Source organism: Algoriphagus iocasae (genome assembly GCF_014206875.1).
In the GTDB taxonomy this organism is placed as follows: Bacteria; Bacteroidota; Bacteroidia; order Cytophagales; family Cyclobacteriaceae; genus Algoriphagus; species Algoriphagus iocasae.
The window spans coordinates 480874-506160 of sequence record NZ_JACIJO010000003.1 but is presented as its reverse complement, the minus strand read 5'-3'; the positions used below and the strand labels follow the sequence as shown (position 1 = coordinate 506160).

Annotated in this window: 22 protein-coding genes; 18 read left to right on the top strand and 4 right to left on the bottom strand. The window is 37.5% G+C overall.

The window, feature by feature from the left end:
- Nucleotides 1-76 precede the first annotated feature (76 nt).
- Together FHS59_RS16480 and FHS59_RS16475 are read right to left on the bottom strand one after the other, a co-directional pair.
- The gene (locus FHS59_RS16480) at nt 77-1060 is read right to left on the bottom strand and encodes a bile acid:sodium symporter family protein (protein ID WP_184496469.1); all 984 of its coding nucleotides are present in this window, start codon (nt 1058-1060) and stop codon (nt 77-79) included.
- Nucleotides 1057-1806 (bottom strand): TrmH family RNA methyltransferase, encoded by a 750-nt coding sequence (locus tag FHS59_RS16475; RefSeq protein ID WP_184496468.1) that lies wholly within the window; start codon nt 1804-1806, stop codon nt 1057-1059. The genes FHS59_RS16480 and FHS59_RS16475 overlap by 4 nt, the downstream gene beginning before the upstream one ends.
- 19 nt (nt 1807-1825) lie before the next feature.
- Between FHS59_RS16475 and tamL the strand changes: the two genes are divergently transcribed.
- The 16 genes from tamL (at nt 1826) to FHS59_RS16395 (ending at nt 18898) form a co-directional block, all read left to right on the top strand.
- Nucleotides 1826-4246, top strand: a complete 2421-nt coding sequence (gene tamL, locus FHS59_RS16470) for a translocation and assembly module lipoprotein TamL (RefSeq protein WP_184496467.1) — start codon at nt 1826-1828, stop codon at nt 4244-4246.
- Nucleotides 4247-4259: 13 nt separating this feature from the next.
- Complete coding sequence (gene hemF / locus FHS59_RS16465; RefSeq protein WP_184496466.1) at nt 4260-5165, top strand: oxygen-dependent coproporphyrinogen oxidase; 906 nt, start codon at nt 4260-4262, stop codon at nt 5163-5165.
- 2 nt (nt 5166-5167) lie between these two features.
- Entirely contained in the window at nt 5168-5743 is a 576-nt protein-coding gene (locus FHS59_RS16460; protein WP_184496465.1) for a phosphatase PAP2 family protein, read from the top strand.
- A 152-nt stretch (nt 5744-5895) separates the two neighbouring features.
- Nucleotides 5896-6180 carry a hypothetical protein gene (locus FHS59_RS16455; RefSeq protein WP_184496464.1) on the top strand — a complete coding sequence of 95 codons (285 nt, stop codon included), beginning with the start codon at nt 5896-5898 and terminating at the stop codon, nt 6178-6180.
- A 95-nt stretch (nt 6181-6275) separates the two neighbouring features.
- A complete protein-coding gene (locus FHS59_RS16450) occupies nt 6276-7439 on the top strand; it encodes a hypothetical protein (protein ID WP_184496463.1) in 1164 nt (387 codons plus the stop codon).
- Nucleotides 7440-7443: 4 nt separating this feature from the next.
- On the top strand, nt 7444-9756 hold the full coding sequence (locus tag FHS59_RS16445) for an OmpA family protein (protein WP_184496462.1): 2313 nt from the start codon (nt 7444-7446) through the stop codon (nt 9754-9756).
- Between the two features lie 109 nt (nt 9757-9865).
- Nucleotides 9866-11398, top strand: a complete 1533-nt coding sequence (locus tag FHS59_RS16440) for a hypothetical protein (RefSeq protein ID WP_184496461.1) — start codon at nt 9866-9868, stop codon at nt 11396-11398.
- A 27-nt stretch (nt 11399-11425) separates the two neighbouring features.
- Nucleotides 11426-12088 (top strand): outer membrane beta-barrel protein, encoded by a 663-nt coding sequence (locus tag FHS59_RS16435; RefSeq protein ID WP_184496460.1) that lies wholly within the window; start codon nt 11426-11428, stop codon nt 12086-12088.
- 98 nt (nt 12089-12186) lie between these two features.
- A complete protein-coding gene (locus tag FHS59_RS16430) occupies nt 12187-13428 on the top strand; it encodes an OprO/OprP family phosphate-selective porin (RefSeq protein ID WP_184496459.1) in 1242 nt (413 codons plus the stop codon).
- Nucleotides 13428-14627, top strand: coding sequence for a BamA/TamA family outer membrane protein (locus FHS59_RS16425; protein ID WP_184496458.1), 1200 nt, complete (start codon nt 13428-13430; stop codon nt 14625-14627). Before FHS59_RS16430 ends, FHS59_RS16425 begins: the two co-directional genes overlap by 1 nt.
- A gap of 125 nt (nt 14628-14752) precedes the next feature.
- Nucleotides 14753-15232: a hypothetical protein gene (locus FHS59_RS16420; RefSeq protein ID WP_184496457.1), complete on the top strand. Its 480-nt coding sequence runs from the start codon at nt 14753-14755 to the stop codon at nt 15230-15232.
- A 13-nt stretch (nt 15233-15245) separates the two neighbouring features.
- Nucleotides 15246-15893, top strand: coding sequence for a DUF4136 domain-containing protein (locus tag FHS59_RS16415; protein ID WP_184496456.1), 648 nt, complete (start codon nt 15246-15248; stop codon nt 15891-15893).
- A 3-nt stretch (nt 15894-15896) separates the two neighbouring features.
- Entirely contained in the window at nt 15897-16487 is a 591-nt protein-coding gene (locus FHS59_RS16410) for an outer membrane beta-barrel protein (RefSeq protein WP_184496455.1), read from the top strand.
- Between the two features lie 4 nt (nt 16488-16491).
- Complete coding sequence (locus FHS59_RS23565) at nt 16492-17631, top strand: BamA/TamA family outer membrane protein (protein ID WP_184496454.1); 1140 nt, start codon at nt 16492-16494, stop codon at nt 17629-17631.
- Nucleotides 17632-17691: 60 nt separating this feature from the next.
- Nucleotides 17692-18234, top strand: coding sequence for a DUF4136 domain-containing protein (locus tag FHS59_RS16400; RefSeq protein WP_184496453.1), 543 nt, complete (start codon nt 17692-17694; stop codon nt 18232-18234).
- A 22-nt stretch (nt 18235-18256) separates the two neighbouring features.
- Nucleotides 18257-18898, top strand: coding sequence for a hypothetical protein (locus tag FHS59_RS16395; RefSeq protein ID WP_184496452.1), 642 nt, complete (start codon nt 18257-18259; stop codon nt 18896-18898).
- A gap of 48 nt (nt 18899-18946) precedes the next feature.
- Here FHS59_RS16395 and FHS59_RS16390 read toward each other — a convergent pair whose 3' ends face one another.
- The gene (locus tag FHS59_RS16390) at nt 18947-21481 is read right to left on the bottom strand and encodes a phosphoenolpyruvate carboxylase (protein ID WP_184496451.1); all 2535 of its coding nucleotides are present in this window, start codon (nt 21479-21481) and stop codon (nt 18947-18949) included.
- Nucleotides 21482-21652: 171 nt separating this feature from the next.
- Here FHS59_RS16390 and FHS59_RS16385 point away from each other — a divergent pair, with 171 nt between their 5' ends.
- Nucleotides 21653-22792, top strand: coding sequence for a lactonase family protein (locus FHS59_RS16385; RefSeq protein WP_184496450.1), 1140 nt, complete (start codon nt 21653-21655; stop codon nt 22790-22792).
- Here the strand turns inward: FHS59_RS16385 and FHS59_RS16380 are convergent.
- Nucleotides 22789-23871, bottom strand: coding sequence for an o-succinylbenzoate synthase (locus FHS59_RS16380; protein ID WP_184496449.1), 1083 nt, complete (start codon nt 23869-23871; stop codon nt 22789-22791). The genes FHS59_RS16385 and FHS59_RS16380 overlap by 4 nt on opposite strands.
- A gap of 72 nt (nt 23872-23943) precedes the next feature.
- Here FHS59_RS16380 and FHS59_RS16375 point away from each other — a divergent pair, with 72 nt between their 5' ends.
- On the top strand, nt 23944-25158 hold the full coding sequence (locus FHS59_RS16375) for an S-adenosylmethionine:tRNA ribosyltransferase-isomerase (RefSeq protein ID WP_184496448.1): 1215 nt from the start codon (nt 23944-23946) through the stop codon (nt 25156-25158).
- Nucleotides 25159-25287 lie beyond the last annotated feature (129 nt).

Genomic DNA, 25287 nt, shown 5'->3' with positions numbered 1-25287 from the left:
ATTATTAAATATTGAATCATTTAAAAATACAAAATGCTTGAGACTATTAAAAAAACACTACTTAGCTTTTCAACAATTATTTTTTTGCTAGGCTTGATGCTATAATTGATCCTGCTATTAATTGTTGAATATGATAGAGCATTACCGGTAATAAAACTAAAGCCAACATGGCAGGATCTGGAAAAATCACTTTACCTATAACCACTCCTTGTACCAATGATTTTTTTGAACCACAAAAAAGCGCAGTGATCCTGTCTTCTCTTGAGAAATGAAGCATTCTACACAGCAATTCCAATATTCCCCAGACTAGAAAGAAAATTGCCAGCATTGTGAAGCTGACCTGCATCAATGTGGAAAGCTTATATGGCGCGAAAACATGTTGAGAGAAAGACTGGGCAAAAGAGGTAAACACAATAATCATGATCACTGTCTGATCTAGGTATTTTACTTTACCTATTTGCTTTGAGATTTTAGGGAAAATCCAGCTATGAAGAAAAACACCTAGTATTACCGGTAATAAAACTTTGACCGAAAGTTCTCCAAGTGTAGGCAAAAACTCAATTTCAAATTCAGAGGTATCTCCAAGAATCCCCATCCAGGCAGGAGTAATCACAACGCCAAGTAGGCTCGAAATACTTGCATTGAAAATGGCTCCCGGAATATTTCCATTTGCCAAAGATACCATTACAATTGATGCGCTCACCGTAGATGGCAAAACAGATAAATAGGTTATGCCCAAGTTAAAATCCTCATTGAAAGAAGGAAGTAACATTTGAAGCAATTGAACCAAAAGAGGAAAAATCAAGAAAGTAGCTGCTTGTATAAGAACGTGGAGTTTCCAGTTTTTTAGGCCAGCTTTTAATTGAGCAGGATCCAGTTTTACTCCATAAAAAAAGAAAACCAGCCCTATTCCCATATTAATGATTGGTTTCCAAGGGACATTTGATTCGGATGAACCGAACTCAGGAAATAGAAAACCTAAAAATACCGCGGCAAAGATCCCCAATAAAAACCCGTTTATTCCTACTTTATTGAGCGTCTTGAGTAGTTTACTAATCATTCTCCTGCCAACCTTTTGAAATTATCACAAAGAATGGCGGTTGCAATTGCGACATTCAAAGACTCAGCACTGCCAAAACCCGGGATTGTAATTTTATTAGTAACAAAGCCCGCTAATTCCTCTGAAATGCCATTTGACTCATTCCCCATCAGGAGAATTCCTGGCTTTGGCTTGTTAAGTTGATGAATATTGGATCCTCCCAGATAGGCACCATAAATAGGACAATCCCATTTCTTGAAAATCTCTTTGAGATCTCCATAATAAAATTTGACCCTCGTAAAAGAACCCATACTGGCCTGAATTACTTTCGGATTATAAAATTCCGCAGTCTGAGAAGAGAAAAGCAAATGTTTAATTCCATACCAATCAGCAATTCTGATAATCGTCCCCAAGTTCCCGGGGTCTCTCACATCATCCAAAGCAATTACCAAGTCCTCTTGGGTGTTTTCAAAATATTGGTTGGATTTCATTTTGGCTACTGCCAAAGCACTATCATTGCTTTGAAACTGACCAACGCTTTCCAGTTGCTTTTGTGTAACAATAAGTAATTCTGCCCGAAGGTGATTTAATTGTTTTTGGTGCTGTTCAAAAAATCTTTCTGTCACCAAAAGTAACTCTACTTCAAAATCAGAGTTTAATAACTCTAATACTGACTTCTCTCCTTCTACAAAGAATTTTTGTTCCAGATTTCGGTATTTCTTTTGATGTAAGGTTTTTATAAACTTAACCGTATTTTTGCTAAGCATTCCGATTTATTCTCCCATTTTGAAATTCATCAAATATATACTTTTTATCTGTGTCCTTGGAGGCCTACTGGGCTGTTCTGTGACTAAAAATGTACCTGAGGGGAAATATGTACTTTTTGAAAACGAACTTGAAGGATTGGAAGAAGTAAGCAAGGAGGACATCTACCCTTTGATTTTACAAGAACCGAATACAAGGATTCCACTTTTGAATTATTCCTTAGGAGTCAACATCTATCGATTTGGAAAGCAATTTTATGATAGTGCCGCTGTTTCTGAAAAACTCGAACTGAAAAGACAAGAACTAGACTCCGTAGGAACATTAAGAGGCCAAAATCCAGACGATAGAAAATTAATCAAGAGGCAGGATAAGCTGGAAAGCAAAGTAAAAAGTCTCGAGAAAAAGGAGGAGTTTGGAAATTTGGTCATGAGAACCGGAAATCCCGCCACAATTCTGGACAGTGCCGATACAAAAATTTCAGTTACTGAAATCAACAGTTATCTATATAACAAAGGATATATGGATGCTGAGGTAGATTATCAGGTAGAAACAAAGAAAAACAAAGCCTTTGTTACCTACCAAATTAATGAGAAACAGCCCTACATCATTGACTCCATTTCAGTGAGATCTGATAACGCAGAAATCCTGAGTCTTTTAAAGCGAACCAAAGCTGAAAGTCAATTAAAGAGAAATCAGAATTACGATCAGGACCGAATTGTAGCCGAGAGAAACCGTGTGGAAGAGCTTTTAAAAAACAATGGCTTTTTCATGTTTTCAAAGTCCTTTATTGAATACAATGTCTTTCAGGATACCAGTAAAAAAACTGTGGTAATTGAAGAGTTAATAAGGAAACCTACATTCACAGAAAAGCATGAAGTCTACTCTATCGATTCCATTTATTTTAGGGTAAACCCACCCACCAATGATTTTATCGATCAAAAAATAACCAGAGAATACAGAGATATTGATTTTTCATTTTACAAGGATCGATACTCCGAAAAGATTTTTGCATCCAGGATATTCTTCAATACAGGGAATAAATACAACCGATCTGATGTATTGGAATCTCAAAAACAATTAAATAACCTGGACTTATTCCGGTTTGTAAATATTTCTTTTGATACGGTAGGGACTTCCCTCACGGCAAAGGTCATTACCCAACCCAATCAAAAGTACCAATTGACCAATCAATTGGGTTTAAGTGTCACTGAACAGCTTCCTGGTCCATTTTTCTCTGCTTCATTGAGAAACAGAAACTTCTTTAGAGCTGGTGAAATTTTGGAGTTTAATTTCAGAGCAGGATTAGAGGGAGTTGCCTCTGCTACAGATCAAGGTGTCTACCAAAGTAGAGAGCTGGGAACTTCGGCTTCAGTAATCTTTCCAAGATTCCTGATTCCTTTTTTTCCGAGAAGTTTGGAGAAATATGGCCGATATAATCCTAACACAAGGACTTTGATCGGATTTAACTATACGAATAGACCAGAATACACAAGATCTGGCTTAAATGGCTTATTGTCCTATAGCTGGGCGACGCGAAGTAATCGGCAACAATTTACTTTTAATCTTGCTGATATCAACTACATACGTACGCCAAAGATGACGACGGAATTTCTGCAGGTTTTGACGGATTTGGCAGAGCAAGGAAATAACTTAATCTGGTCTTTCTTGCCTTCCATTATAAGTAGTGTATCAGGACAAACTATCATCAATTTCAATAAGTATGGGAACTTTGAAACTAACAGGTCTTCTTTATTGAAGTTATTTGTGGAAAGTGGCGGGACGACTTTAAATTTTTTCAAAGCCCCCTCAATTGATGAGACTACAGATTTTGCGAGGTTCCAATGGTTAAAATTTCAAGCCGATTTCAGACGTTATTTACCGATAGATAAAAAACAAACTATCGCCTATCGATTAAATTTTGGCATTGCCCAACCTTATGGCTTGAGTAGCGGAATTCTTCCTTATGAAAAATACTTTTTTGCCGGAGGTGGAACGAGTATTCGTGCCTGGCAAGCAAGACGATTGGGTCCAGGTAGCTATACACCTCCAGTAAATGATCAAGGTTACTTTGATTATCGATTTGAGCAGCCAGCTGAAATGCTTTTGGAAACCATGCTTGAGTACCGAAGAAACCTAGTTGGGTACTTTGATATGGCAGTGTTTATTGATGCCGGAAATGCATGGAATATTGGAGTAGAACCATCAAGACCGGGCTCTGATTTTCGCTTTGATCGATTTTATAAAGAAATTGCTGTAGGAACAGGGATAGGGTTACGAATGGATTTTGATTTTTTGATCATCCGTTTGGATATGGCCACGAAAGCCATTGACCCTGCCAGACCGGAAGGAGAGCGTTGGATTTTAGATAAATTGAGTTTTAAAAGGCCTTTAGGTGAAAAAGGTCAAACAGTATTTAACTTTGGGATCGGGTACCCATTTTAATAATTACCAGGAAATGCCAAGAAAAAGTAAAGAAGAAATCGCTAAAATATATCAAGGAATTCAGGACCATATTTGTACTGAGCTGGAAATCAGCGATGGATTTGGGAAATTTATCGAGGACAAATGGGAAAGACCAGGTGGTGGCGGTGGTAGAACCAGAATTTTCAAGAATGGAAATATTATTGAAAAAGGTGGTGTTGCATTTTCTGCTGTACATGGTCCTACTCCACAGAAAATTCTAGATCGGTTAAAGTTAGAGCCCGCAGACTTTTTTGCAACGGGTGTATCAATCGTGCTTCATCCAAAATCCCCAATGGTGCCGATCATTCACATGAATATCAGGTATTTTGAAATGGATAACGGTGTTCATTGGTTTGGTGGCGGAGTGGATCTTACCCCCCATTACATTGATTTAAAAGATGCCAGATATTTTCATGAAAGGGTCAAAGAAGTATGTGATGACTTTGATCCGGAAGCTTATCAAAAGTTTAAAACCTGGGCCGATGATTATTTCTATATCAAACATAGAAATGAAACCAGAGGTATAGGAGGGATCTTCTACGATCATCTTAAAGCTGAATCAGATGAACATTTTGAAAGCATCTTAAATTTCAGTTTAGACATTGGGAAATTATTCCCGAAGGTATATTCCCATTTCATGCAGAAAAACAGCCAGCTTACATATGGTGAACAGGAAGTAAATTGGCAGAAACTAAGGAGAGGAAGGTATGTGGAATTTAATCTCGTGTGGGATGCAGGGACCAAATTTGGTCTTGATACCAATGGGAGAACTGAAAGCATTTTAATGAGTATGCCTCCTGAAGCTAGTTGGGAATATATGAATGAACCTGAAATAGGCAGCAAAGAAAAGGCTACTTTAGATTACCTTAAGAAAGGAATTGACTGGATTAATAGTTAATTATGATTGAAAATATCAAAAAATGGGACGAGGATTTATTCCTTTTTATCAATTCCATGCATGCGGAATGGTTGGACCCAATCATGTTTCAAGTATCTCAAACGATAACTTGGATTCCTTTCTATATAGTTTTGGCATATTTCATCTACAAAGCTGATCCAAAATCAAGCTGGTGGGTGTTTGGAGGGATCGCCTTGGCAATTCTGATTTCCGATCAAACCACATCTGGTTTAATGAAGCCTTTTTTTGAGAGATTAAGACCCTGCCATGATGAGAGATGGGAAGGCATAATTCACAATTATGGAAGATGTGGCGGCTTATATGGATTTGCTTCCTCGCATGCTGCAAATACATTCGCCATTGCAACTTTTTTAAATCTAAAGCTTGGCAAAAAAATCAAGTTCCTAAAATGGCTTTTCCTTTGGGCAGCCATCATTTCCTATACCCGAATTTATTTAGGAGTTCACTATCCTGTGGATGTATTTACAGGAGCTTTTATTGGTTTCTTAGCTGGGGTTTTGAGTTGGTTCTTGATTGTTTTTATCAAAAGAGAAATACTCAAATCTATCCTAAAGTAGGTTTTCTCCTTTTGCAATCCTGTTCCCAATAATTGAATTTTTTACATTTTTATTGTAAAAATTTAGGAGGAATATTTTTTAAAAAATTGAATTTTGATGAATTGAATTTGTAAATTCAAAATACATTACTGTTTAATTATACTTTTAAAAGAATGAATAGTCAGCTTCAAATAGAGCAATTTCCCATTCGATTTTCCTATGCTGATATAGCCAGCGTATCATCTTCCCTTTTCCATATAGGTAAAGATTCTAATGCAGGGGTATTTTTTACTGAATTAATAAATTCAATGCTTTGGTATCCAAAAGCAATAAAAAAAACTCAACACTTAGATCCTTTGAAGGTTATAAAGGCAGAACATATGTCTACCGCCAAAAAGTATCCAATCAAAAAAACATCGGGAATCTGTTCCCAATTCAATAAATTTCTTACTTACTAAAATTTCAAACATCAACTAAGCCATATATTTAATACCTACCTGATTAAACATTTTAATAGGTTTCAAATCAATTTTTAACATATCATTTGATTTATATGAACAGATTTGTACTAACTATTTTGGGTGTATTTCTATCTACACTCAGCCTCTTGGGACAAGTTACCACCGTTGACCTGGATTTGCTCCAAAACAAAATCAATGGAGGAAAACCACTCCCTGCCGAACAGGCTTTCTACATCCGCGGGGCAATTCCCGAAAAGATAGAAATGGTGACTCTCAAGATATATCCCTCCAAAAAAACTGAGAAGGCTGGATACTCCTATTTCTGGAAGTCTCCTTTTGGATACAAGGACATTTCTTACCAAGTACTGGTTTCTGATCCTTTAAGATCAAATGAGGATTATTATTTGGAAATCGGCTTTTATCAGAGAGCTGGTTCCGAGCAGATTGAAGAAGTTCGGGCACTGATCAGTCAAAACATCAAAACCTACCTCAGCACAATTACGAGCATCAAAAAAGGAGGTATACATTTTTCAGAATCCGACATCGTCATCCTGAACAATATGAAAAAAATAGTAGAACAAGGAGCCTACTATTTTGAACTTCCAAATGGCGAGCAATTCCCGGGATTCAGCGATATCACCCAATCCAAATTAGAGCAGCGAGAAAAGCTGAAAATGGGTAAAGCCAAATATAACGCTACCGGAGTTGGAGAAAATGACAATGCAAGAGCTGTTTACGCCGCACAATACTTAGAAGAACTCAATGCGATCATTTCCTCTGAAATCAGCCAATATTTAAGTCCAAATATGCTCGTGAGAGTGGATGAAAAGATTTTTGATAATTATCCCACAGAAAAAACTTCAAATGCTCTCCCTATCAATATTGGTTATGGAGGAATATCATTAAGTGAAGGATTGCCAAATCAGGAGTTTGTACATGGTCCATATGTAGGCGTTTCATTTCCTTTAGGAAATAGAACTTTTGCAAGGTTCATGAATAACATGTCCATTTCTGCAGGAGCTTTCATTTCCGGTAAAATGGAAAACAGCCTGAATGAACGAATCTCAGGACCTGTGATCGAAAGACCTGTTTATGTAGGACTAGGCTATAACTTTTTCAGGGTTATCCGACTAAATGCCGGCGGTACATTTATTACAACAGAAAAACTTTCTGGTAATAATGTGAATAGCTTCCAACCTTTTATAGGGGTCAGTGCAGAGTTTAAATTGTGGTTAGGTTTCGGAAATAAAAAGTAAGGACATGAAGAAGCTACTCACGATTTTATTCTTGATTTCTCTCGTCTCTACTGCTCAGGCTCAATTGCATGGCAATAAATGGAGAGTTGGATTCAGCGCCGGTACTACCAACTACTTGGGAGATATTAAACCATTAAATGTGAATAATTTTCAGAATTTCACGAAGCTTTACAAGAGATATGAAAACTATTCCGAGCAACTTTCCTTTCAGTTTTCGCTAGAATATGCCTTAGGTAATTCGGTAGGTCTGATGCTATCAGCAGGAAGTTATCAATTCGGCGCAGGTGATCGATTTGTAAAAAATGATGGAAGCTTATATACAGAAAGCCCGACATTTGACAGAGCATTAAATTTCCAAACGGACCTTTATGATGCAGGATTTTCTTTTGTCTTCAAGCCCGATAATAATTGGTTACTATCTGGAAAATCATTTTTCGCTCCCTATCTGACTTTAGGACTTGGAGTTCAAACATTCAATGTCTATGGAGATTTGCTTGATGCAAATGGAAACAGGTATGATTACACGAATGTCAACACCATTCCTGACGGCACCTTTGAGACGAAGTTATCAGATCTGAATACAGAAAACCCTAATGGTTATAAATCCGCAACTCTTTATGCCAATGTAGGATTGGGATTTAGATTCCGTATCACTAAATCATTGGAGATTTTTGCCCAGTCTGATTTCAAAAGAGCAGCTACGGATTATTTAGATGATGTATCAGGTGTTTATAGAACATCTTACGAGAATTATTTTCAAGCCTATGCAGCAAAACCTGGAACCAATACTGTTACTGTTGACAATCCATATAGAGGCTTTGAAAACGGCAGAAAAGATTGGTACATCTATCATGGTATTGGGATTAAATTCAGCTTTGGAGCAAATAAGGAAGCATTTAGACCTCCTGTAATCACCCAGAGATATACGTACGTTCCGACTGAACTTTCCCAAAAACAGTTGACTGAGAAAGAGCAGGAAATGAATTTGAAAGCAGCAGGTACCACCAATAATTATTTCACTGTCATTCAACTGCCTTCCAATGGATCAGATCAAAAAAGCGGCTTTGTTGCTGACTCTGTTCAGTTAATGGAGATTCAAAATGAAATCGATTCGCTACAAAGCATTCAAGAACAGCTCAATTTCGAATTGGACTCTGCCCAAAATGAAATTTCAGGTTTCGATCAGGCAATCGCCTTGGCAGAAAGAGACAGTACTGTTTCGGCCAATATCAGAGAAATCAGAGTGACTAATTTTGAAAATGAGAAATCTGTCGCTGTAGGGAAATTGACAAGTTTAAATAGTGTTGCAAATCAAAATCAGTTTAAACTGGATTCTTTAAAAGCGATTCAGTCCAGCAGTTCACCGGAGCAAATAGCACTTGACTCGGCTGCCATGATGAGAGAATTAATCATTTACCCGGGACAAGTGAGTAGAATTTTATATTCGGCAGGAAATCCAACAGTCTTGCAATTAGATTCTGCTCAGCAAAGTGCTGCCATGAAAAGTGCATCCCAGAATGGAATGATGACGAGAGAACAATTCGATGAGGAAATGGAGAATTTTAGGTCAGAGATGCTTCAGTCACAGGCCACCAGAGACTCTGCGATGATGATGGCTTTTGCTTCCAAAATCCCAGAAGTAGATGATACTAGAGTGGCAGAGGCAGAGCCCCAGGAATTGACAGTCAATACGGAAGCGATGGATGACAAAACCGCCAAAAAAATTGAAAAGAATCGAAAGAAACAGGAGAAGCTTGAGAAAAAGAATAATGAGTTGCTTAAAGATGCATTACTGGTAGGTGGAACTGCAGCCACTACTGCAGCAATTGCTAATAGTGGAGATAAAAAAGCGGCGGCAGAACAAGCTGCCTATGACTCCACACTCCTAGCCAGAATTGCTTTAGACTCAGTTTTAATCGATAGTCTCAGCAATATTCCAAGAATAGTAGACACAGTGGAAGTAGAAAAAACAATTCCTTCATTCTTTAATGAAAGCAAAATTGAAGTTTATTTCGAAATCAACAAAACGACGCTAACCGATCAGGAGATTCAAAAATTAATGCCTGTAGTAGAGCATTTGCGAAATAATCCTAGCAGTAAGGTTGAATTAATCGGTTTTGCTGATAATACTGGCTCGGTAAGTTATAATCTTGCCATTTCTGAAAAACGTGTGGATGAGGTGGCAAGAATTCTGGTAGAAGATTATCAGATTTCAAGTGACCGGATTGATAAAAATAATGGAGGCTTAATCATTCGCGGTTCTGAAAAAGGTTCAGAAGATAAGGACAGGAAAGTAGAAATTCGAATTATGAATTAAATTCAGCCACAGGTGATTTTGATAATTGCCTGTGGTATATTTTATTTTTCAAGAATAAACAAAAGGACAGGTCTGGCTATAGAGTTGTTCATTAGAAAACTATTTTGGAATGGATTTAGGATTATTGAAAGTCACTGGTTTCCGATTACATTTTTCGAGGAGAAAGCATTGTCAACTACTCGATCTTCTACTCTTGAGGGATTATTTTTCTAGAATTCATCTTGGGCTTATTGTCATCATATTTTTTGCTTGTACAGATTCTTATGCACAAGACACACATCATTGGAATAATCAATTTGGTACAAGAGCGGCTTTACTTGGCGGTGCAGTTTTGACTGATACTATAGACAATGCTGGAGTTTATTATAATCCTGGAAATCTAGCCTTTTTAGATACCACTACCCTATCAATCAATGCCAATCTTTATGGATTGGAAAATATTAAAATTGAAAATGCACTTGGACAAAGAGCAGATTTTAAGGGTCTCCAATTCAACACGGTACCCTTATTGATCAGTGGGTCGATCAAAAGCAAATCCAATTGGAATATTAGCTACGGACTTCTCACTCCGGTTAGCTTTAAGTTTAGCGGAATTGCACGAATCAATGACTATTTTGATTTGGTAGAAGAAAGTGAAAGTCCTGGCCCAGAAGAGTTAGTTGCAGAATCTGGATTGAACTCCCAGGTCCAAGAAACAATGGTAACATTGGGTTTAGGAAAAAAAATAGGTAAAAACCTTGGTTTTGGAATCAGCTTATTAAATACTCTTCGATCTGTCAATTTCAATTACCGCTTCAATTCAAAAACCCTTACCAATTCTGACGATTACATTTTGCTTTCCAGAGTGCAGAATGAATATGTCAATTACTTTGCAGTGAGAACTGCTTTGAAAGCAGGAATCAATTACCAAAAAGGAAGTTTGGGCTATGGATTTACGGTAACAAGTCCTGGGATTCCAATTTTAGGAACAGGTACAGTAGCCGAAGACCTCACTTTAACCAACCTTAAATTACCAGGATCTGATACAAGAGCATCTGCTTATGCATCGGATAGGCAGGAAAAATTGAAAGCAAAATTCAAATCTCCACTCGAAATAGCTGCAGGGATCCACAAAAGTTTCAACCAGTCTCAGCTTAGTTTAAATGTCAGTTATTTCGCAGGAATTGATCCCTATAATATAATCAATGCTGAACCAGGTTCCTTTATCAGGCCAGGTGGTGATGAATTAGGAATAGGAAGTGATCAATTTTTAAATGTGGAATCGTCCATGAAGTCAGTGACAAATTTTGCTTTGGGATACGAAAACAAATTGAAGGAAAACCTATCTCTGCTGGGGAGTTTCAGAACAGATTTTTCTTACTACAATCCGGACTTAATTTATTCAAACCAATTGGTAACAGAAATAACCCAATGGGACATCTATCATATTTCTTTTGGAGCTATCATAGAAAAACAAAGAAGTAGTCTTACCCTAGGTTTGGTCTATAGTTTTGGAAACACCGATCAATTTTACCAGGATAACAGCTTTAACGAAACCAATGTCAGCACACCTTTAGAGGGTGCCTTGGTGATTACCAAAGCCAAGTATTCCAATATTGGATTGCTGATAGGATATTCCTTTAATTTTAAAAAATTCAATTAGATTTAAATTTTAAACAACTGAAATACAATGAAAAAACTTCTCCCTCTTTTCGCATTGCTTCTTGTGTCAGGGATTGCCATGTCACAAGAATTAAGAATCAATACCTATGCTGGGTATATATTCAAAGATAAAGTTGATTCCTACTATTCTAGCACTTCCTATTTTGAAGGTCAAATTCAAGACGGCTTAAGATGGGGGGCAGGTATAGAATACCACATTCCTAATAGAGGGGCTATAGAAATTCAATATTTGAGACAAGATACCAATGCACCTACAATCTATCAGGATGGAGGATTTCTCGGTGGAGCTTTGCAAAACACAAATTTTGATATGGCTATAAACTGGGTAATGCTGAATGGCACCCGATATTTTCCAGTGAATGAAGTCGTAGAGCCATTTGTAGGGGCTGGATTTGGAATGGGGATTTTCAGCGTAGCTAATCCAGATAACGGAAATGAGAACTCAGCAACAAAATTTTCTTATAACATCCGAGGCGGGTCAAACTTTTGGTTGACAGATAACATTGCATTTCGGGCACAGGCCACTTTATTCTCTGCAACTCAGGTTATAGGAGGAGGATTATATTTTGGTACAGGTGGATTAGGAGGCGGACTTTCCAGCTACAGTAGTCTTTACCAGTTTGGATTGGAAGGAGGCCTAGTTTTCAGATTGCCTCAAGCATCTAAGTAATAATCCAGAAATATTTATAAAAAAGCATCGGGAAAATTCTAATTATTCTCGGTGCTTTTTGCGTTCTTTGCCCTCTGAAAATCTACAAAGCCATTCCGATGAAGTTTTCCTGGAAGAAAGACCTTCTTTATTTCTCATTCTTAACTGTCAGTTTACTATTCCCAAGTCTATACCAAAATGCTTTTGCACAGGAAAAAGACACAACTTCCTTAGCCCCAGTTGTTAAAGAAAAACCTTTTACACATACCTCAAAAGGGTTTGTTTTTACTACTGCTGACGAAAAATTTGAACTTCAGTTTGCTAGTAGATTTCAATTTAGATTTGCGGTACCAGATGATCAGGATCCTATTTCATTTAATGACTTCAAAAATCAGGATGTCAAACTTTTTAAGATAAACAGAGCTAGACTGAAAATTGGTGGTCATGCCTACCAACCTTGGTTCAAATATTATTTTGAATATGAATTAGGCCAGAGCATTTTACTGGATTTCAGAATTATGGTAGAAAAATGGCCTTGGTTGAAATTTAAGGCAGGGCAATGGAAAGTGGAATATACCAGAGAACGTTTCATAAGTAGTGGGGAGCAACAATTGGTAGACCGGTCACTATTGAATAGAACATTTACAGTGGATAGACAGCAAGGTATTTCTGTGTATGGAAATCTTAATGGAGGTGGTGCGGCAAACTTTAATTATTGGTTGGGTGTATTTACTGGAACTGGCAGAGGTACCCGAGTCAATGATGACTCTAAAATGATGTATTTCGGTAGGTTCCAATGGAATCCATTGGGTCGTGAAGTTCCATTTTCCGGAGGCGACGTTAATATTTCTCAAAAACCTGCCGCTTTAATAGCATTAGCAGGCATCACAAATACCAGCCCTTATACCAGATTTTCCTCTTCTGGAGGTGGGAACTTAAGTGGTTTTGAAGGGACGAATGATGGACAGTATTCTGTAAAACAGTATAATTTAGAAACAGCTTTTGTTTACAAAGGATTCTCTTGGGCCAGTGAATTCCATAGAAAAAATATTGTTGACAATTTTGAAGACGGAGGAAGCACTACTTTAGGAGGCTTTTATTTTACCGCAGGGTATTTCCCTTATCAAGTTTTAAACTTTTGGCCAAAACCTTTAGAAATTGCTGTTCGAATAGCTGAGATAAGACCAGACTTATCCATTTCGCAAAATAGACAAAAAGAGGTTGCATTAGGATTTAACTGGTTTTTTGCGGGACATAAGAATAAATTAACGACAGAATTGACCAAATTTACTTTTGAGGATCAATCATTACCTCAAAGCGATGAATTGAGATTTAGGCTTCAATACGACGTATCTTTCTAATGAAAAAACTCCTGACATTCTTAACCTTTTTCCTATTCATAGGCCAGTTACTAGCTCAGGACAGTATTCAATATAAACCAAACCAAATACGGGAATTTAAACTTGTGCCACTTCCTGCCATTGGATCAAATCCTGCCAATGGATGGCTTTTCGGACTTGCTCCTTCCGCTACGTGGAGAATGGGAACTCCTGAAACGACACATTTATCCAATTTGGTTGGCAACTTTCTTTATACCACAAAGAAACAATGGATATTCAGTTCCAGATCCAATATTTTCCTTTCTGAGGATAAATGGATTCTGGTGGGTGATTGGAGGTATTTCATCACCTCCCAACCGACATTTGGATTAGGCAGCTCGACTCCTAACATGCCATCAGAAAATCCCAATCAATTAGGTGTTTTATGGGGTGAGCAGCAAATGGATTTTTCATGGGTAAGATTCTACGAAACAGTTTTGAAAAGAATAGGAACTTCAAAGTTTTACTTAGGAATGGGTTACCATTTGGATGTTTTTTCGAAAATTGAAAACTTTTTAGAAGATGAAAATTCTCCATCTGAGTTAAATTTCTCCCACGATTACTACAACCAGCAATTTGGCTTTGACCTTGATAAGTATACTCTTTCAGGTATAACTATTAATGGAGTGATGGAAAACAGAGATGTTGCAGTCTCTCCTTACGAGAAAAATTTCGCCCTTTTATCATATAAAATAAATCCTTCCTTTTTAGGTTCTGATAAGTCTTCCTCCACCCTTTTGTTGGATTACAGACATTATTTTAATTTAAGTGAAAAAAGAAAAAGACATTTAATCGGAGTTTGGGGATTGGCTAATTTTCTAGTGTCAGGAGATCTGCCTTATATGAGTTTGCCTTCTATAGGATATGATATGTTTGGCAGATCCGGACGAGGATATGCTCAAGGTAGATTCAGAGGTGAATCCATGGTTTATTCTGAGGTTGAATATCGATTCCCACTCCAAAAGAATAAAGAAACTTTTGGAGGCACCTTATTTTTCAACAGCTCATCTTATGGAAGCAAATTGACGGATGAAAGGCTTTTTGAAAAAATCAATGCTGCTTATGGAGTTGGGTTAAGGGTGATGATTAATAAAGAAAACAGAACTACTATCTCCGCTGATTACGGATTTGGAAGAAAAGGGAACTCAGGCTTTTACCTGAACGTAAATGAGTCTTTTTAAGGAAATTTCGGATGTAACCATCATTTCTCACTAGCTCTTGAATAATATTGAGTAATAATTAAACAGAAAAGCACAAAGCTATTATTTTTGATATTTAATAAGTGAGACTTTTAAATTATTAGGTTATGAAAAAGTGGATTTTGTTTTTATCCTTAAGTATAGCTTTCATCTCTATTAAGGCCAACGCCCAAACTATGTCCGTCGATGACGAAATCACGCTTATTCAGGCTGAATTCGGAAAAGACAAAAAAATGCTAGTAGATGCCTACATGGATTTGCCTGAATCAGTAGCTCAGGGATTTTGGACTGTTTACCAAGAATACGAAGATGCAAGAAAGGAGCTTTCTAGAGAGCGAATGAAAATCATCAACGATTATTTAAATGAGTTTGAATCAATCGGCGAAGCAGAGGCAGATGATTTGGCTAAAAGAACAATCAAGAATGATCAAAAGCTAGCCAATCTGCATGCTAGATATTACAAAAAATTCAAAAAAGTGAGTTCTGCTTTAGACGCAGCCAAATTTCTGCAAGTGGATACCTACATCCACAATACTATCAGAAATTTAATGCAGCAAGAACTTCCGTTTATTGGGGAAGAGATTTAAATAAATTAATCATATGAACAAAAAACTTTACCAACTCCTAATTTTCTCTACATTACTATTTTCTGCCATATCCTGTAAACCAGATGGTGCAGAATATGTGGATGAGCTAGATATAGTTTATACAAACTATGATGCAAGTTTTGATTTTGGCTCAGCTGGCACATATGCCCTTCCAAGCAAAGTCATTAAAATCACCGATCAGTTTATCGATGGGAATCCGGGTGATGAGCCAGAGTATTTAGATCCAGTTTACGCAGCTGCTATTTTAGCTTCTATTAAGAGTAATATGGATGCTGCCGGATTTACAGAGGTTTCAGAAAACTCCAATCCGGATTTGATCATTTTACCATCTGTTTCTCAAACAGATCAACTGTTTTTCTATTACGACTGGTGGTATTGGAACTGGTTTTATCCAGGATGGGGACCAGGATGGGGCTGGTGGTATCCAGGCTATTATCCTCCGCAAGTAAACCGTGTCAGAACAGGTACCTTGATGATGCAAATGACAACTTTAGAAACCCAAGGTGATGCAGATAAAATCCCTGTGGTTTGGACTGGAGTGGTAAATGGTCTTCTAGAAGGATCCGCAAACAGTATCAATAGTCGTGTCAATGAAAGCATTAACCAAGCTTTCGAACAGTCACCATACCTAGCTAAATAAGTCATGAAAAATATATTAGTAACGCTTCTGCTGATTGTATCTCTTTCAGCTGTTTCAAAAGCACAGAACTCACTTTTCTCTTTCAACTATGCGGTTACAGTACCTTTGGGTAACACATCCGATTTCATAGATCAAGTATCAGGAAGAGGCTTTGTTTTCGAATATCAAAAATTCATCAATCCACACACAGCAGTAGGGATTGAAGCTGGTCATACCACTCTATATAAGAGAGAAGAAGAAAAGGTTTATACAGAAGGAACAGCATCTCTATCAGGTATTCAATATAGATACCAATACAGTTATCCAATATTGGCTACAGCCAATTATTATGCTTTGAGAACTGGAGTATTTAGACCATATGCAGGTTTGGGGGTTGGAACAATGGCAAGCCAAAGAAAAATTGACATGGGAATTTATACCTCTGATAAAACTCACTGGCAATTTGCAATTAAACCTGAAATCGGAGCATTGATTCAGCCAAACGCGAATATGGCTTTTAGAGTTGGCGCAAAATATTTGACAGGATTTAAGAGCGGTGACCTTGATGGTCAATCAAATCTTAACTTCAATTTTGGTATAGTTTTCATCAACTAGACAAGTGAGGATTTCCTATCATATAAGCCTGTTAAGATTATGGATCTCCATAGTCCTAACAGGCTTTTTTTATTGTATTTCTTTTACAACTTTTTCTCAGAAGAAAGCCGAACCCTCATTTAGGGATGAAGAGGATGGTAAATTTGATTTAAGTGATTGGATCATTGACGCTAATGGGTTTGTACCAATTCCATTACTGATTACCGAACCTGCTCTTGGTGGCTTTGGAGGTGCTTTGGGATTAGCATTCTTAAACCCAGTTCCAGGAAGTCCGCCAAATATTACAACCGTTCTAGCTGGCTACACAGCAAACAAAACCTGGTTTATTGGAGGCATCCATACCAAGAACATTCCTGAAAAAGGAATCAAATATCGTTATGGAACAGTCTATGCAAATGTGAATATTTCTCTCTATCGGGAAATACCAGTTGTCGGAGAACAGGAATTCAAATTCAATTTTAAAATGCTTCCGGTGTTTTTTGAAGGGACCAAGCAACTTGGGGATAGTAAATGGAGAGCAGGTTTTAATTATACGTTTCTTTGGAACCGTGTTGGCTACAATGGAGAACTACCTTATTTTGTACCGGCAAAGGAAATCAATTCTCATATTTCCATGATTGGACCTGTTATTCAATATGATAGCAGAGACAATGTCTTCACTCCTAATAAGGGTACCAAAGTTGATTTTTCATATACAATCAGTCAAAACTGGACTGGAAGTGATTACAATTATTCCAGATTAAATATTGCTAACTATTCCTATTGGCCAGTTAGCAAAAATTGGATTTTGGGATTAAGAGCGGAATACCAACAAGTATTTAATTCTCCCCCATTTTATTTATTGCCTGGGATCAATCTGAGAGGTGTGCCAGCTGCACGGTATCAAGGCTTACAAACTGCCTTAACAGAATTGGAAAACAGAATTGACATTAGTAGCCGGTGGAGCATTATGGCTTTTGGAGGCCTAGCAAAAGCTTTTAATGGATTTGATGATTTTGGAGAATCAGATCTTGCATATAACATTGGCACTGGATACAGGTATTTAATTGCCCGTAAATTCGGCTTGAGAATGGGGATGGATGTGGCATTTGGTCCAGATGATTGGGGATATTATATCATTTTTGGAAGTAACTGGCTCCGATAAGTGATTACTAATTGATTAAAAAACATTATTTTAAATATCTAATCAAAAAACTGAATTGAAATGAAAAACAGTAGAACGCTTGCCATTTTGGTTGTCTTTTTATGTTTTGCCTGTACATCTTCTTTGGTCACCGTTGAAGATGATTCGTATAAAAATTTCGATTTGACAGCCTATAAAAGCTTTGGTTTTATGGATATAGAAAACACAAATCCATCAAATCCAGAATTTGAAAAAGCCATCGATTTATTGAAGCAGGAAGTTGCTGAAGGAATGGAAGCAAGAGGTCTGAGTAAATCTGAAAATCCAGACTTAAAAATAAATCTGGGACTAGTAGTAGAAGAAAAAGTACAAACCAGAACGACAAGTCTTGCGACGGATCCCTTTATGTATACCGGTCAGAGAAATTATACCTGGCAGAGTCAAGAAGTCCCAGTAAACACTTACAAAGAAGGAAGTGTGACTTTACATCTCGTGGATTCAAAAAACAATGAAGCCGTTTGGGTAGGATCTATTGATAGAGTCGTACCTAAAAAAGAAGAGAAGAAAGCTGAGGCTATAAAATTTGCAGTAGAAGAACTATTTAACAATATTGATCAAAACTAACTATTTCAACCCTTTACTAATCATGAAAAAAATTAATTTATTATTTACACTTTTGATTTTGGTGTTAGCAGCTGCATGCTCGCCAAGCACAAAAATTCTTGGTTCGTGGACTGGGCCAAACACCCCTTCAGAGCCTTACAATAGCATTTTTGTAACAGGTATATCAGACAATCTTGTAGCAAGACAAACAATCGAAAATGACATCGATACCCAGCTAAAAAGTAGAGGTATCGTAGCGACTAGTAGCTTTGACATCATTCCTCCTGGCTTCAAAGCCACAGAACAAAACAAAGACGCTACCCTTCAAGCTATCAGAGAAGGTGGAAGTGATGCGATTTTGACAGTGGCTTTATTGGATCAAACCTCTGAAACCAGATATGTACCTGGAACTACCATGTATTCTCCTATGGCTTATGGAGGTTATTACGGCAGATTCTATGGATACTATTCCTATTATAATCCAGTGATGTATGATCCGGGATATTATGCAACAGACAAGAAATATTACCTGGAAATCAACTTATACGATGCCAATTCTGAAGAGTTGGTTTGGTCTTCTCAATCAGAAACTACCAATCCAAGCTCAGTAGAAACGTTTTCAAAGACTTTCTCTGAATTAGTAGTTACACAGTTGATCAAAGACGGATTAATTTCCGGTAAATAAGAAAAGTCAAAAAAAAACCCCGACTGAGTCGGGGCTTTTTTTTGTTATTTAGGCAGCGTTTCTAGCTGCGTTTATTATTCCAAACATACTTCGCAAAATCAGCTTTTGAAGTAGCTCTGAATTCTCTCCAGTTTCCAACATGGTCTGAATTGCATATTGCTGGATTGTTATCAAAGGAAGTACGATTTTTTCACGGATTGCAATTGATCTTTTGCTAACCTGATTATCTCCCATCAACTCATCCATTTCTGCAACTTCTTTCAGTTTCTCAATGGATTTATTGTACTCCTTAAACATAATTTCCCAAAACTGTCCATACGATTTATCATCCTTCAAATAGGACGTTGCTGGATAAAAACATTTATTTAAGGATTGCATTGAATTGCCGAGGAGCGTTCTGAAGAATAAGCTGTTTTTATAAAGCTCCTGAACTTCTCCGATTCTACCCTCCTGCTTCAATTTTTCGATGGCAGTACCAACTCCATAAAATCCAGGGATATTTTGTTTCATCTGAGCCCAGCTTCCCACAAAAGGGATCGCTCTCAAATCTTCAAATTTAAGACCTCCACCTTTTCCTCTTTTCAATGGTCTGGAACCGATATTCGTCATTCCAAAATATTTCAAAGGAGTGACATGCTCCAAATACGGAACGAATTTCGGATGGCTTTTAAACTCTTTATAAGATTCGTATGCTTCTCCGGCAAGTTCCTCAATAAGTGCCCGTTGCTTTTCATTCAGGTTATTCTCAGAATCAGAGTACAGATGGTTTTCCAAACCAGCACTTAGAAGCTGTTCAAAGTTATAAGTACAAGAAGCTATCTTTCCATAGTTGGCAGAAATCGTCTGTCCTTGGATTGTTACCTGGATTTCAGAATTCTCAACTTTTTCACCTAGAGATGCATAGAAGTTATGCATATTTCCTCCTCCTCTTGCTGGAGGCCCTCCTCTACCGTCAAAAAAGACGACTTGAATATCATTCTCTCTGGATACACGCGTCAATTCCTCTTTTGCTCTCAAAATAGACCAGTTGGCCTGAAGGTAACCACCGTCTTTGGTACCATCTGAGAAACCTAACATAATGGTTTGCTTATTTCCACGGCTAGCCAGATGGTTTCTATATTCCGGCATATGATATAAGCTTGCCATGATTTCAGGAGCTTCAGCCAAATCGTCGATTGTTTCAAACAATGGAACAATATCCAATGGCAATTTCTCTTCTTCTTTACCGACAGTCAATTTTGCCAGCTTATATACTTCAAGTAAATGCTTTCTGGATTGACAATTGGAAATGATATATCTATGAAGGGCTTCTTCTCCATTTGAATTCTGAACTTCCCTAATCACTCCAAAAGTCTGAAGCATTTCCTTGTGAAAATCATCCTTGAATTTACCCAAATCAGGAAGTTGGCTGAGATTCATGATCTGTTCAATCTGTGCATCTTCAGTTTCCTTCCACTTGATTCCTTCGATCTCGAATGCCTCATCCCACAAGCTATCATGCTTTCTACTATCCTGTCTTGCATCCATATGGGCAAAATGGAATCCGAAGATTTTTACTTTAAGGATAAACTGATCCAGAAGATCCAAAAACATTCCTTTGTGATGCTCGATCAAAGACCCTCTTACCTCAAACAAATCATCCAATAATTGATCTTTGGAGGTATAAATTGCTTTATCCTCAAAAAGAGTTGAGAAAATAGAGCGCTCAATTTTAAGAACTTTATCCTCGACATGCTTAAATGTCAATCTTCTTTTAAGCTTCCTTAAATCTCTATAATAACATCTTAAGATCCATTTCTGAAGCCTCTCTGCTACCTTAACAGTAGTCTCGTGTGTCACAAATGGATTTCCATCTCTATCTCCTCCAGGCCAAAAACCAATTTTCAATAAACCTGGATTTTCCCAGCTATGAAGTGGGATTTCTAAGGTGGAAAGCAATCTGAACATGATATCCGGAATTGTCTGATAAAAGACGTTTTCCAAATACCAAATCAAACTCACTGCTTCCTCGTAAGGACTAGGTTTTTCACGGTTGATAAAACCTGTTTTTCCGAGCTGTTTTAATAATTGATTAATCTGTCCGATATCGTCAGATCTGATTGCATTTTCTAGGTCAGTGATGATACCCAAAACACTACCCGGGTAAAATTGAGTTGGGTGAGCTGTTAGGGTCAATCTGACTGAAAAGTTCTTCAGTTTTTCTATTAAAGCTTCCCTTTTATGATCGTTATCTGCCCTATTGATCAATGCCTTGATGGATCCTTTCCCATTCAAGTCATTGATTTTCTCATAGGCTGCATCTTCGATAGAATCAAACAAAACCACTTGTCTTTCCACATACTGGATCATTTTAAACAAGAGGTTGTTCTGCTCCTCCGTGGTATTTCCCGACATCATCTCCTTAAAAAATCCTTGAATGATTCCTTTTGGAGTCAAGCCGGATTGAAATCCTTTTTGACAGGCAGTACCCAAAATAGGAAGAAGTGTACCGGTCCGATAGATATCGTCAAATGGTAGATCTAAAAATAAACTGTTGTAAATCGTAAATCGCTTCGCGACTTCGGTGTCATAGGTTTTATACATCAGGGTCTGGTTTAATAAGCCTTCTAAATTAATTAAAATTCTATGTTTTACCCAATTATTTACCTAATCATTAATAAAAAACCCAATTCATTTAATTTTTAACAGGTAAATAAGAAGTTTTCGATATTTAAAGAAATTAGAAGCATTTCATTATTTTTCTATCTTTCCAATATGAAATCAATCGTCGCATTTGCACTTGTCCTGCTCCTCAGCATTTCCTGCAAAAACCCTACAACAACTACTATGAGCCAAGAAAGCGGTGAGTACACATTCCTTGTTGGAACGTACACAGATTCACCAGGTCAAGGAATCAACATCTTGCATTTCAATCCTTCTAAAAACCTATTGGAAGTCAATTTGTTATCACCCGATGTCCAAAATCCCTCCTTTGTTCTAGCTGGAAATGATGGCAAAAGAGTTTATGCTCTCGAAGAATCTGCGGGCGTCAAAGGTGGTGACTTGCTAAGCTTTAATTTAAATAAGGAGACTAACTCCCTACAACTATTAGATAAAGTTACTTCTTATGGCGACCATCCATGTTATTTGGGACTTTCGCCTGATGAGAAATTGATAACAGCTGGAAATTATACCGGAGGAAGCCTGAGTATTTTTGAAATTCAGCCTGATGGAAAACTAATTCACAAGCAGACCATTCAGCATACCGGAAATAGTGTAAATCCAGAGAGACAGGAAAGCCCACATGTACATAGCACGGTTTTTAACCCTGAGGGAAATCGTCTTTTGGTGGCAGATTTAGGTACGGATAAAATTTATAATTATGCCATCAACTCAGAAAACGAAGAGCCTTTGGAATTGAAATCAGAATTGGCTTTGACTCCCGGAGATGGTCCGCGTCATTTGAAATTTTCAAAAGATGGAAATACCGTATTCTTGGTTCAGGAGATGTCAGCTATGTTGGAAATTTATGATTTCAAAAATGATTCACTGAGCCTCAAACAAAGACTTTCCCTTTTGGATGAAGGTTTTAATGGGGCTGTTGGAGCGGCTGAAGTTAGGCTATCTGAAAATGATGAAAATGTTTATGTCTCCAATAGAGGTGATGCCAACACGATTTCAGTTTTCAAAAAAGGTGAAAATGGCGATTATTCAAGAATCCAGAATATTAGTTCAGGGGGATTGATGCCTAGAAATTTCAATTTAACCAAAGACGGAAAGTATTTATTGGCAGCTCATCAAGCCAGTAATGACATCGTAGTTTTCGAACGAAATCCAGAAGACGGAACCTTAACTTTGACAGATTGGAAAGTGGAATTAAATAAACCTGTCTATTTATTTCAGCTTCCAAACTAAGACGGTTCTTCCCAATCAATTCCAGATTTGTAAAGAATATTCCCTTTTTCCACAACAAGTGGAGATTCTAGATTATTGTGAAAAAGCTTGCCAGTACCTAAGCCCTGTGGCATTTCAGGGCTATATTGACTTGTCAGTTGGCTGATGGCATTTAAACCAATATTGCTCTCCAAAGCTGATGTCATCCACCATCCAATGGATCGTTTTTCAGCTTCAGCAATCCATTCTCTTGTCTCTTTAATTCCACCAAGAAGACTTGGTTTCAAAATAATGAATGGAGGCATGATCCCATCCAGTAGGTCTCCTTTTCTTTCAATCCCAATCAACTCTTCATCCAAAGCAATTGGCAAAGGACTGGTCTCACAAAGTTTTCTCATTTCATGATTTTGACCGGCAGAAATTGGCTGTTCAATGCTATGAAGAGAAAATTCATCTAATGCTTTCAATTTACTCAAAGCCTCTGCCAGAGTAAATGCGCCATTTGCATCGACTCTTAAGGTGATTTTGGAAGGAGGATAATTGGATCGGATGTAGGCAAGCAAATCAAGTTCTTTTCGAAAATCAATTGCCCCGATTTTCATTTTAATACAATCAAAACCTTCTTCCAGCTTTTGATCAATCTGTTCTTTCATAAACCCCTCATCCCCCATCCAGATCAAGCCATTGATGGGAATGGATCTTTTCAGATCGTAAAAGTCATTTTGAACAATCTTTTTCTTTCCACCATTTAACAGGTCCAATAAAGCTGTTTCAACCCCAAAACGAATGCTTGGCAACTGAAATGGTATCAAATCGGAAACCTTATCTAAAATGGAATTCTCTTCTATTTCCCAGGTTTCCATTTCCAGTTTTGAAAGCATCTCTTCCAACACTTGTTCGAAATCAGGCCTATCATCTGGGCTTAGTTTCACCAGTGGAGCAGCTTCTCCCCAACCAATTATCGAATCATTTTGGGTTTCAAAAGCTTTGATCCAATACACTGTTTTAGTTTTCAAAACTCCTCTGGAAGTCCCTGCATCAAAGCGAAAAACCAAATTTCTTTTTACATATTCGAAACGAATGTTTTTAAGAGAAGGCATAGTTAAAGGTCGGTTCTGATCGAAAAATCTATATTCAAGGGCTATATTTGCACCCGAATCAGGAAACAATTCATGAATATCTCCCAGATCGATTTAAAGGCTTACGAATATACATTACCCGAAGAGAGAATTGCTAAATTTCCTCTTGAAAAACGGGATTCATCCAAACTTCTTCATTTCAAGGATCAAAAAATTGAGCACCTTCATTTTTTTGATATCCCGAATTTATTGCCTTCCGACAGTCTCCTGGTCTATAACAACACCAAGGTAATTCCTGCAAGGTTGATTTTCCAGCGAGAAACTGGTGCAAAAATTGAAATTTTCCTTTTACAACCGATCGCACCGACCACAGTTATCCCTGAGGTAATGCTTGCCAAAAAGCCAGTGACTTGGGAAACCATGATCGGTAACCTAAAAAAATGGAAGGAAGGAGAAATACTCAAGGGAAAGGTTCAATTTGGAGAAAATGAAATCATACTTTCCGCAAAGTTAATTGACAGGGAACAGCGACAAGTTGAGTTTTCATGGGATAATCCCAATGTGGCTTTTGTAGATGTTGTGGAAGCAAGTGGTGAAGTTCCTTTGCCACCTTATTTGAATCGTAAACCGGTAGAGGATGATAAATCCAGGTATCAAACTGTTTATTCAAAAAAAGAAGGTGCTGTAGCTGCACCAACAGCTGGGCTACATTTTACGGATGAAATTCTTGATACGCTTAAGAGAAAAGGTGTTCGAACGGAGCAGGTGACTTTACATGTCAGTGCTGGGACTTTTCAGCCCATTAAATCGGAAACAGTAACTGAGCATCCCATGCACAGTGAGCAGATTCATGTTGAAATCGAATCTATTAGAAACTTACTTTCTCATAAGGGAAAAGTTATCGCTGTAGGAACGACTTCGGTAAGAACATTGGAAAGCCTGTATTGGTATGGTGTTAAGCTGATCCAAAAGCATGGAGAAGAGTTCCAAATCTCAAAGCTTTACCCCTACCTTTTCGAAGGAGAATTACCTGATTTTAAAACTTCATTCTCAGCAATCATTCAACATATGGAAAGTAAAGGAATGGAAATGCTGGTCGGAACCACAGAAATTTTCATTTTCCCTGGATATCAATTTAAAGTAGTTCAAGGATTGATTACTAATTTTCATCAGCCTGGCTCGACCTTAATTCTATTGATTGCATCTATTCTGGGAGACAGATGGAAGGAAGTTTATCAAGAAGCATTGGAAAATGGATACAGATTCCTTAGCTACGGAGACAGCAGTTTATTGTGGATTGAATCCTAGACCAGTTGCCAAGCATTTAATTTTAAATATTATTTATATCCGCTTTCTTACCAGTAGCCAAAAAAAAGTGGTTGAAGTATATTTCAACGTGATGTGGACAGTGGACTGTTATCGATGGACGAGATTATC